Source organism: Pseudoalteromonas sp. 2CM39R (genome assembly GCF_023161845.1).
In genome coordinates, this window is record NZ_JALNTM010000040.1 from 22448 (window position 1) to 32751 (window position 10304).

A 10304-nucleotide genomic window follows, 5' to 3' on the forward strand; every position below is an offset into this window, starting at 1 on the left:
AATGAGATTCACATGCTTGATATTGTGTTGTACCAACCAGAAATTCCACCAAACACGGGTAATATCATTCGCTTATGCGCAAACACAGGTTATGCGTTACACCTAATTGAACCCCTTGGTTTTGAGTGGGATGATAAACGCGTAAAACGTGCAGGTCTTGATTATCATGAGTTTAGTCATGTACAGCGCCATGCCTCGTTTGAAGCATATCTAGAAAAATGCCAACCGAAAAAAGTCTATGCTTGCACCACTAAGGGCAGCCAATTTCATCATCAAGCACAATATCAACCTGGCGATTGTTTAGTGTTTGGCCCTGAAACACGTGGCTTACCTGATGATCTAATTCAGTCGTTGCCGAAAGAGCAACGTGTACGTATTCCAATGCAAAAAGACAGCCGTAGTATGAACTTATCTAACTCTGTGGCTGTATTTATTTATGAATCTTGGCGTCAGCTGGGTTTTGTGAACGGTCAATAACTCATTGAAAAAGCGCTTGTAATAAATATTCACTAATTGTTTAGCACGACCATTTTTTATGGACTAACCTAAATAGGTGAGTTTGTTCCTAAAGATGGATGTTAATGCGCTTTTTTGCCCGAGTATGCAGTATCATTTTGCTGATGCAGCACTTTTCTAGTGCTGCTTCTGCTGCCCTGCCGAATCCCTCTAACTCACAAGCCCCCAATACAACGCCCCTATTACTACTGATCCTTTTAGCGATTGTTATCCTCATTGGTGCAGTCATCTATTATCAAAGAAACCAAAAGATGACGCTGATGGATGCCCTACTTTCCCAGTCTAAAGATGGTATTTGGGTCACCGATGAACAGTTTCGGATCATAGAAATTAATAACGCATTTAGTGAAATATCGGGTTATAAAAAAGCCGATGTACTTGGTAAAAAATTCAAAGCATTAACGCAAGCCGGTCGTGATACACAACTCGAAGAAATTATCCAACAAGAGCTGAGTAATGATGGTTATTGGTCTGGCGAAATTTGGAATTTACGCAAAGATGGGCAACCCTACGCCATTGATTTATGTATAACAAAAGTGACCACACCACGCTTTGCAAAAAGCTCTGTACGTTACGTTGGCATGTTTTCTGATGTCACTGCTCGTAAGAATAACGAGCGAACTATGCTCAAGCTCACTACCAAAGACAGTGTCACAGGCTTATCAAACCGTGCCATTTTTATAGAGTCCCTTGAAAAAGCAATCAATGCTTGTAACGACACTTACCCTAGTCTACTAATCATCTTTATCGACATAGACAATTTCAAAAAGATTAACGACTCGCTCGGTCACACAATTGGCGATGTACTACTAAAAGAAGTAGCCTGTCGTTTAACTGACTCTCTAAATTCGGGCTTTACCATTGCAAGACTCGGTGCAGATGAATTTGCGGTACTGGTGCCGCCCTATCTTTATTCTGGTAAAACCGTATTCTTTGCTAAAAAAACCGCAGACATCGTTCTTCAGCAGTTTAAAACCCCATTTATGTTAGATGGTTTTGAGACTTCACTATCTGCCTGCTGTGGTCTTGCTATCTATCCAGACAACGCCTATAACTGTGAATACTTAATGCGCAGCGCAAATAGTGCTTTGAATCATGCAAAAAAAATGGGCCGTAATACGTATCAATTTTTTGATAAAGACCGTCATACACTCGACCCAACCGAATTAACCAAAGAGAGCGCTTTATTCAAAGCAATCACTAACAATGAGTTTGAGCTTTATTTTCAGCCTAAGTTTGATGCCCAGCATAACCAGTTATACGGCTTTGAAGCATTAGTTCGCTGGCCTCAAGAAGATGGCAGTGTGATTAACCCCGACGAGTTCATTCCGCTTGCCGAACAAAATGGTGCCATTATTCCGCTCACTCAATTACTGATGGAGCAGCTGCTTAATCAACTGGCCCAGTGGCGAAAACAAAATATTTCGTTTGGTAATGTCGCTATTAATATTTCAGCCTTACACTTTCAGCAAAGCAGCCTTATTGAAACACTCATCGACAACTTGACTAAATTTGACGTACCGGCACATTGCTTAGAACTCGAGATCACAGAAAGCGCCATGATGGATAACCCTGAGTTTGCAGAGCAGCAAATGAAACGCATTAAATCGATTGGTGTGCACATCGCGCTGGATGACTTTGGCACGGGTCATTCATCACTCAGTTACTTAAAGCGTTTTCCAATCGATACGCTCAAAATCGACAAGTCATTCGTAAAAGACATCGATAAAAACGACCAAGATCGCAACATCACCGCCACCATAGTGCGGCTAGCTAAGTATTTGGATATTAATGTGGTTGCTGAAGGAGTAGAAACTGAAGAGCAAGCTTACATGCTGCATATTATGGGCTGTCATTTTCAACAAGGTTATTATTACTGTAAACCATTAAAAGCCAACCAAGTCAGCGAATTTATTAATGACACGCTAGAAAAACAGCAATCTAGCTAACGATTACAAATGTATTTCAAATAAAAAACGCGATTAATAAATCGCGTTTTTTATTTGAAAGTGCACAATCTAAATTATTCAGATTTTTGCTCACGGCCAAGGAGTGCCATCGCAGCTTCTTTTACATCTTTATTCTCATAAAGCACTTGGTAAATTTGCTCCGTTATTGGCATTTCAATACCTGTGCGTTCAGCAAGTAAATACACTTCTTTGGTATTTCTGTAGCCTTCAACAACCTGACCAATAGATTCAATCGCGGCTTCTACGCCTTCCCCCTTGCCAAGTGCAAGACCAAAACGACGGTTACGAGATTGATTATCTGTACAGGTTAAGATCAAGTCACCAAGGCCAGCCATACCCATAAAGGTATCTGAACGGGCACCCAATGCACACCCTAAGCGGCACAGTTCAGCTAAACCGCGAGTGATCAAGGCAGTACGTGCGTTGGCACCGAAGCCGAAACCATCAGACATACCTGCGCCAATCGCAATGACATTTTTAACTGCGCCACCAAGCTGTATACCAATGAAGTCATCATTGTTATACACCCTAAATGAGCGGCCACAGTGTAAAAGGTCAGCCAGCTGCTTAGCGAAATCTTGAGAAGTCGACGATACCGAAATAGCGGTTGGTAAACCCATTGCCATTTCTTTGGCAAAAGTAGGTCCTGAAAGCACAGCCAGAGGAACATCATCGCCTAGCTCTTGTACCGCTACTTCTTGCAATAAACGCCCTGTATTTGGCTCTAAACCTTTGGTAGCCCATGCAACTTCAGCACCTTCTGACAACCAAGGTTTGATTTTTTGCAGCGTGCCAGCAAAAGCATGACTCGGCACAACAACCAAAATGATCTTGCTTGCTTTAACTGCCGTTTCTAAATCTGCTTCTAGTTGGAGGGTGTCAGGAAAGCTAACATCCGGAACATAACGTTGATTCTTTCGCTCAGCTGCAAGCGTAGCAACGTCATCGCTATTGCGGCCCCATAAGGTCACTGGGTGGCCATTTCTGGCAAAGCAAATAGCAAGGGCGGTGCCATAAGACCCCGCCCCTAATACTGTAACAGCTGATTGTGCTGTACTCATAGCTTATGCGTCTGCAGTTGCCTGTTGATCTTGAGCTGCACGTTGTTGCATGTATTGAGCAAATAGTGCGTCAAAGTTAACTGGCGCTAAGTTTAATTGTGGGAAAGTACCACGGTTAACTAGGTTTGATACTGCTTCACGTGCGTAAGGGAAAAGTACGTTCGGGCAGAAAGCACCTAGCATGTGTGCAAGTTGAACTTCTTCAACTTCACCAATAGTGAAAATACCCGCTTGTTGGATTTCACATAGGAATGCAGTTTCTTCACCGATTGAAGCCGTTACTGTTAAAGCAAGAACAACTTCAAACACGCCTTCTTCTAATTTGTTAGAACGAGTATCTAAGTCAAGCTTAACTTCAGGAGTCCACTCTTTTTGGAAAATAGCAGGTGAGTTAGGCGTCTCAAAAGAAACATCTTTAGTGTAGATGCGTTGGATTGAGAATTGAGCGCCGGCTTGTTCTGCTGCTGCATTTTGATTTTCTTCGTTCATTGTAATTCCTAACTTGTATTCGTTTTTATATTTAAAATTTATTAAGCGTTAAGCTTTGCGTCTAAAAGGCCTTGCGCTTCAATTGCCATCATGTCGTCACAACCGCCGATATGTTCATCATCAATGAAAATTTGCGGAACTGTGTAACCACCATTTGCTTTGTCGATCATTTCATCACGACGCTCAGGGTGAACACCAATATCGATATTCGTGTAGTCTACACCTTTACTATCTAATAACGCCAAAGCACGTTGGCAGAATGGACAGTATGCTTTTGTGTAAAGAACAACATTACTCATAATAATTCCTCTATCGGGCAATGAGCCTTATTAACGACCGGTTGTTGTTGGTAAGCTAGCTGATTGCCAAGCGCCCATACCGCCCGCTAATACATAAACACGCTCAAAACCTGCTTTATGCATTGCAGTTGCGATACCTGAGGCAGTCATGCCCGTGGTACATACTAGTATAATGGGTTTAGTCTTAAACTTTTCAAGGCTTGAAAAATCAGATTGCTTTGCTTTTTCTGGATTTAAGTGAGTTGCGCCTGCAATACGGCCAGAGTTAAACTCTTTTTGTGCACGTATATCAATCACTTGACCATCGTCACGGTTAATTAGCAAGGTTAGTTGCTGTGGGTTGATTTGACGGATAGCCGAAAATTTACTTTTAAACCAACTGCTGATCAGCATAGCGACTAATGCTAACCAGATAATGCTCAAAACCGGATGATTTGAGATAAATTCAATATATTGATCCATGCGTTTTCCACTAAGAAATTTAGGTACCACAGCGCATAGCCATGGGTTAATTAAAATTTGCCACGCAAGTATACGTGCTTGAATTGAAAATGCTAGGGCGTGAAATATTTTAATATGACATATTGGTAGCTGATCAAAACCATAAAACACGGTATGCTAGTGATATATAAGTGCCAATCTTCAGGAGCTATAATGACAGAGCATAAAAAACCATTGGTATTAATGATCTTAGACGGTTGGGGATACCGTGAAGACACAGAAAGTAACGCCATACTTGCTGCTAATACCCCAGTACTCGACAACCTTTGGGCAACCCGCCCACATACATTAATTTCAGGTTCGGGACTTGATGTTGGTTTACCTGCAGGACAAATGGGTAACTCTGAAGTAGGTCACGTAAATTTAGGTGCTGGCCGTATCGTTTACCAAGATTTTACTCGCATCACTAAAGCCATTGATGATGGTGAGTTCGATAGCAACCCAGCGCTTGTTGATAATATCGACAAAGCAGTAAATGCAGGCAAAGCCGTGCATATTATGGGTCTTTTAAGCCCAGGTGGTGTTCATAGTCACGAAGACCATATTGTGGCAACGATTGAACTTGCAGCTAAGCGCGGTGCAAAAGAAGTTTACTTCCACGGTTTCTTAGACGGTCGTGACACACCGCCACGTAGCGCAAAAGCATCAATTGAGCGCATCGAAGCCTTATTTGCAGAACTTGGCTGTGGCCGCTTAGCAACACTTGTTGGTCGTTACTATGCAATGGACCGCGATAACCGTTGGAATCGTGTTGAGCTTGCATATGATGTAATGGTGAGTGGCATTGCTGAATACAGCTACACTGACGGTGTAACCGCACTAGAAGCCGCTTACGCACGTGACGAGAACGACGAGTTCGTAGCAGCAACAACTATTGTGCCAGAAGGCCAAGCAGCTGCTGAGATCAATGACGGCGACACTGTTATCTTTGCTAACTTCAGAGCAGACCGAGCACGTGAAATGACTCGTGCCTTTGTTGATACTGACTTCAGTGGTTTTGATAAGAAAAAATCACCACAGTTAAGCGCTTTTGTGATGATGACAGAATACGCAGCAGACATTAAAGCGCCGATTGCGTTTGCCCCAGAGCCTTTAACAAATGTATTAGGCGAATGGTTAGAGAAGCAAGGTAAAACACAGCTACGTATTTCTGAAACAGAAAAATACGCACACGTGACCTTCTTCTTCAGCGGTGGCCGTGAAGATGAATTTGTTGGTGAGACTCGCGAACTAATTCCATCACCACAAGTAGCAACATACGATCTGCAACCAGAAATGAACTCTGAAATGCTGACCGATAAACTTGTTGAAGCAATCGCTAGCGGTAAATACGATGCCATCATCTGTAACTACCCTAACGGAGACATGGTAGGTCACTCTGGCGTATTCGAAGCAGCAGTGAAAGCATGTGAAGCAGTTGATCATTGTATTGGTCGTGTAGTTGCAGCACTTGAAGAACATGGTGGTGAAGCGCTTATTACAGCCGATCATGGTAATGCTGAACAAATGGCTAACCCAGCAACGGGCCAAGCACATACCGCACACACCAGTGAACCAGTGCCATTTATCTATGTTGGCCGTGATGCAACACCACATGATGGTAAAACATTGAGTGACGTGGCTCCAACCATGCTTCACCTACTCGGCTTAGAGCAGCCAAGTGAAATGACTGGTAAACCAATCATGACACTGAAATAAGCTATGAGTAAATGTATTAACCACTTCTTTAAAACTGGTTTAATACTGACTTCATTAGTAGCAACTTCGGTTGTTGCTAATGAAGATCAAACCAAAAAAGACTTATCAGACATTCAATCAGCTTTACAAAAAACAGAGGCTGAGCTTAAAGGTCAACGCAAGTCCATTGCCCAAATGCGCAAAGATCTGCGCGCCCATGAACTCGACATAGCTCAAAATGCCAAAGCATTAAACCTTGCCGCCCAATCAGTTAAAGAAAATGAGCAACAACAGCGAGAACAACAAGCTAAAGCTGAACAACTTAAAGCCCAGCAAGCACAGCGCCAAACCTTATTAGCTGCACAACTAAAAAGCGCCTACATGGCGGGTAGCCATGACTACTCAAAAATGTTGCTTAACCAACAAGACACAGCCAAAATTGAGCGCACGCTAAGTTATTATAATTATTTAAACAAAGCGCGTATTGAGCAAATTGAAGAGCTCAAAGCACTACAGCAAGAAATTGCAGACAACCAGGCTGAGCTTGAAAAAACCAAACAACGTCTAGTTGCCTTATATGATGAGCAAAAAAGACGCCAGCAAGCTCTAGTCAATGCACAACAAGAGCGTAAAACTAACCTAAATAAACTCCAGTCAGCGTTAAAAGAAACTAGAAGCTCTATTGATTACTTAAAAGAAAATGAGCAAACCCTGATCACCGCCATTGAAGAGCTTGAACAAGAGCGAAATGAAAAAGTTGAATTACTAGGCTTACAAAGTAGTAAGGGCAAACTCGACTGGCCAACCAAAGGGGCATTACGCCACCGCTTTGGACAACGCAAGCACGGTAACATAGATTGGAAAGGCGTACTTATCAGCGCTAAAGAAGGCAGTAATGTTAAAAGCGTACAGAACGGCCAAGTTGTTTACGCAGACTGGCTAAATGGCTTTGGCTGGGTTATCGCTATTGATCATGGCGATGGCTTTATGAGCTTATATGGTCACGCTCAAACTCTACTTCACGATGTTGGCGACCTTGTTAGAGAAGGCGAAACAATTGCTTTAGTCGGTCAAAGCGGCGGACAACCGGATCCTGGTCTATACTTTGAAATACGCCACAAAGGACGCGCAGTAAATCCTGTAAAATGGTGCAGACGCATTTAATTGATTAAATAGCTGCACTCTATGAGGAGCAGCTGATGCTAAACACAACTTACTCTTACAAAGCTCATTTTTCCCCAGCTAAGTTTTTTACTCAGCTGTCTTTTTTATTACTTGTCAGCTTGCTATGCCTGATACTGCAATCGTTTCAGGCTGTTGCAAAACCGTCGTTACACTCACTACAGCATCAGCAACTAAACGAAATCCTATTTAATATCCATACATATTATGTTGATGATCTGAAACTACAAAACTCATTTGTAACCCAGCCTGATAACTTACAAGTCGAAGCGTTATTCGAACGCCTTGATCCATATTCAAAGTATCTCGACGAAACTGAGCTCGATGCTATCTTCAGTAGCACTAATGGTAGATACACAGGACTCGGTATAGAAGTAAAAATTGAAGATGGTCGGGTTTATATTGTTAACACTATTAATAACTCACCTGCGGCACTTGCGGGTCTTCAGGTAAATGATGAAGTTATTGCGATTAATCAACAACCTATTTTAGACAAAAGCATCGAAGAAGTGGCTAAATTAATTCGCCAAAGCGGTCAAAGTGCTGTCGATGTAGCTGTTAAAAGAGAGAAAGATACTGAGCTAAATTTCTCGATCAAGCGCCAACAAATCAACTTACAAAGCGTTCATGGCCATTTAGCAGATACAGGCGTTGCGCTTATCAGTATCAACTCATTCAATAACCACACATTGCACGATGTTGCTCGAGAACTTGCAAAAATGCAGGTCACTAATAGCTTCCCTCTTTCAGGTTTAATTATTGATTTGCGCGATAACCCAGGCGGTACATTACAAGGGGCCATTGAAGTTGCAGATCTGTTTTTAGATAACGGCACCATAGTATCAACCAAAGGCCGCTTTAATGAAGCTAATCAGAAGTATAAAGCCCATAAAGGCGACATACTCAGTGGCGCTCCTATTGCTGTATTGATTAACGAAAACTCAGCCTCTGCCGCTGAAATACTTGCAGCAGCATTAAGAGATAATCAACGAGCTGTGCTAATTGGCGAAACTTCTTTTGGTAAAGGCTCAGTGCAATCATTAATACCTTTAGGTAACGGTAATACCGCATTAAAACTGACTACAGCACGTTATTACACACCTGCGGGTCAATCTATCGATGGGAAGGGGATCACCCCAGATGTGAGTATTAATCAAACAATGCTTTCAGAAATTGACCAAGGCGTTATAATAAAAAACATCCAAGAATTGGCGCTTTTTAGCTCACTTCTAGATGGACAAGACAAAAAGCAACTTACAGCAAAGCAGCTCTTTATTATGCAGTAAGTAAATGCTCACAACGGATATAATAATTACAAAAAGTGAATTTAAAAACAGGCTTATTACTCGCCGTATGTTGCCTACCGCTATTCTGCCAAGCAAAGCAAATAGCCATAGTAATTGATGATATAGGCAACCATCAGCGCGATCTTGAAATATTAAACTTACCAGGGCAAGTGACCTTCTCAATCTTGCCCCATACACCCTATTCACAAATATTTGCTGAGCGCGCTAGTAAAACTCATAAAGAATTACTTTTACATGTACCAATGCAAGCGCTTGATAAAAGTAAAGCACTTGGTCCGGGTGCGCTCACCGATACTATGAGTAAGTCTGAGTTACAAACAACACTTGGTCATGCGTTAGCCTCTCTACCACAAGTAAAAGGGGTCAATAACCACATGGGCTCTGAGTTAACACAGCTTACTGAGCCTATGAAATGGACGATGGAAATATTAAAGAAACGCGGTTTATACTTCTTAGATAGCCGAACAACCAGTCAAAGTGAAGCACAAAACGTTGCTAACCTGTATGGTGTTGCAAACGTATCTCGTCATGTATTTCTTGATAACAATGTCACCCAAAGTCAGCTACAACATCAACTTGAAGAACTGAAAAGCAAAGCTGAACACTTCAACTACGCAATCGCCATTGCCCACCCCTACCCAGAAACAGTTGCTTTTCTACAACAAGCCCTACCTGAACTACAACAACAAGGCTTCGAACTTGTTCCTCTCTCACAACTAGTCGAAACAAAATACATTCAGCTAGCCAAAGCAGAGCAAAGACCAGGGGAATGAGTGTTATAAACGTGAGTTAGCGAGAGGAAAGTTAGCGAGGGGAAAGGGTAAAGTTTGCAAGGGGAAAGTTTTAAGGTCTGGCGTAGGTTGGGTAGAGCGGAGTGAAACCCAACATAAGAAGAGCTATCAGCTTTCAGCGATCAACCGGGGGTTCTAGGTTCTAGGTTCTAGGTTCTAGGCTCTAGGCTCTAGGCTCTAGGCTCTAGGCTCTAGGCTCTAGGCAAAATGTACCTGTAGGAATGGCTTTAGCCATGAATATGGTTGTTTAATTTATTCGGCACTGAAGTGCCTCCTACGGGGTTTGTTGCTGAGGGTGACACTGTACTAAACAACCCAACCGCTCAACTGACATCTAATATCTAACGTCTGATATCTCCGTGTTTCAACTGACGGCTGAAAGCTGACAGCTAAAACGCAAAAAAGCCCGACTCTTTCGAATCGGGCTTTTTTTAATTTGGAGCCTGGCGATGACCTACTTTCACATAGCAGCTGCTACACTATCATCGGCGCTGTTTCGTTTCACTACTGA

Annotated in this window: 10 protein-coding genes; 6 read left to right on the top strand and 4 right to left on the bottom strand. The window is 42.4% G+C overall.

Going from position 1 to position 10304, the window contains the following annotated elements; all coding sequences use genetic code 11:
• Positions 1 to 12 precede the first annotated feature (12 nt).
• Positions 13 to 477 (top strand): tRNA (uridine(34)/cytosine(34)/5-carboxymethylaminomethyluridine(34)-2'-O)-methyltransferase TrmL, encoded by a 465-nt coding sequence (gene trmL, locus MTF66_RS37105; RefSeq protein ID WP_248530225.1) that lies wholly within the window; start codon positions 13 to 15, stop codon positions 475 to 477.
• A 104-nt stretch (positions 478 to 581) separates the two neighbouring features.
• The gene (locus tag MTF66_RS37110) at positions 582 to 2465 is read left to right on the top strand and encodes a bifunctional diguanylate cyclase/phosphodiesterase (RefSeq protein ID WP_248530226.1); all 1884 of its coding nucleotides are present in this window, start codon (positions 582 to 584) and stop codon (positions 2463 to 2465) included.
• Positions 2466 to 2539: 74 nt separating this feature from the next.
• On the opposite strand, the gene gpsA is transcribed toward MTF66_RS37110, so the two are convergent.
• The 4 genes from gpsA to MTF66_RS37130 are packed head-to-tail and all read right to left on the bottom strand — an operon-like array spanning position 2540 to position 4797.
• Positions 2540 to 3547, bottom strand: coding sequence for an NAD(P)H-dependent glycerol-3-phosphate dehydrogenase (gene gpsA / locus MTF66_RS37115; RefSeq protein WP_058586638.1), 1008 nt, complete (start codon positions 3545 to 3547; stop codon positions 2540 to 2542).
• 3 nt (positions 3548 to 3550) lie between these two features.
• Positions 3551 to 4036, bottom strand: coding sequence for a protein-export chaperone SecB (secB, locus tag MTF66_RS37120; RefSeq protein WP_054550974.1), 486 nt, complete (start codon positions 4034 to 4036; stop codon positions 3551 to 3553).
• Between the two features lie 41 nt (positions 4037 to 4077).
• Positions 4078 to 4335, bottom strand: a complete 258-nt coding sequence (grxC, locus tag MTF66_RS37125) for a glutaredoxin 3 (RefSeq protein WP_248530227.1) — start codon at positions 4333 to 4335, stop codon at positions 4078 to 4080.
• 30 nt (positions 4336 to 4365) lie between these two features.
• A complete protein-coding gene (locus MTF66_RS37130; protein ID WP_054562817.1) occupies positions 4366 to 4797 on the bottom strand; it encodes a rhodanese-like domain-containing protein in 432 nt (143 codons plus the stop codon).
• Positions 4798 to 4989: 192 nt separating this feature from the next.
• Here MTF66_RS37130 and gpmM point away from each other — a divergent pair, with 192 nt between their 5' ends.
• The 4 genes from gpmM to MTF66_RS37150 are packed head-to-tail and all read left to right on the top strand — an operon-like array spanning position 4990 to position 9775.
• Positions 4990 to 6534 (top strand): 2,3-bisphosphoglycerate-independent phosphoglycerate mutase, encoded by a 1545-nt coding sequence (gpmM, locus tag MTF66_RS37135; RefSeq protein ID WP_248530228.1) that lies wholly within the window; start codon positions 4990 to 4992, stop codon positions 6532 to 6534.
• 3 nt (positions 6535 to 6537) lie between these two features.
• Positions 6538 to 7677 (top strand): murein hydrolase activator EnvC, encoded by a 1140-nt coding sequence (locus MTF66_RS37140; RefSeq protein WP_248530229.1) that lies wholly within the window; start codon positions 6538 to 6540, stop codon positions 7675 to 7677.
• Between the two features lie 35 nt (positions 7678 to 7712).
• The gene (locus MTF66_RS37145) at positions 7713 to 8981 is read left to right on the top strand and encodes a S41 family peptidase (protein ID WP_248530230.1); all 1269 of its coding nucleotides are present in this window, start codon (positions 7713 to 7715) and stop codon (positions 8979 to 8981) included.
• Between the two features lie 35 nt (positions 8982 to 9016).
• Positions 9017 to 9775: a divergent polysaccharide deacetylase family protein gene (locus MTF66_RS37150; RefSeq protein WP_248530231.1), complete on the top strand. Its 759-nt coding sequence runs from the start codon at positions 9017 to 9019 to the stop codon at positions 9773 to 9775.
• The last annotated feature ends 529 nt before the right edge of the window (positions 9776 to 10304 follow it).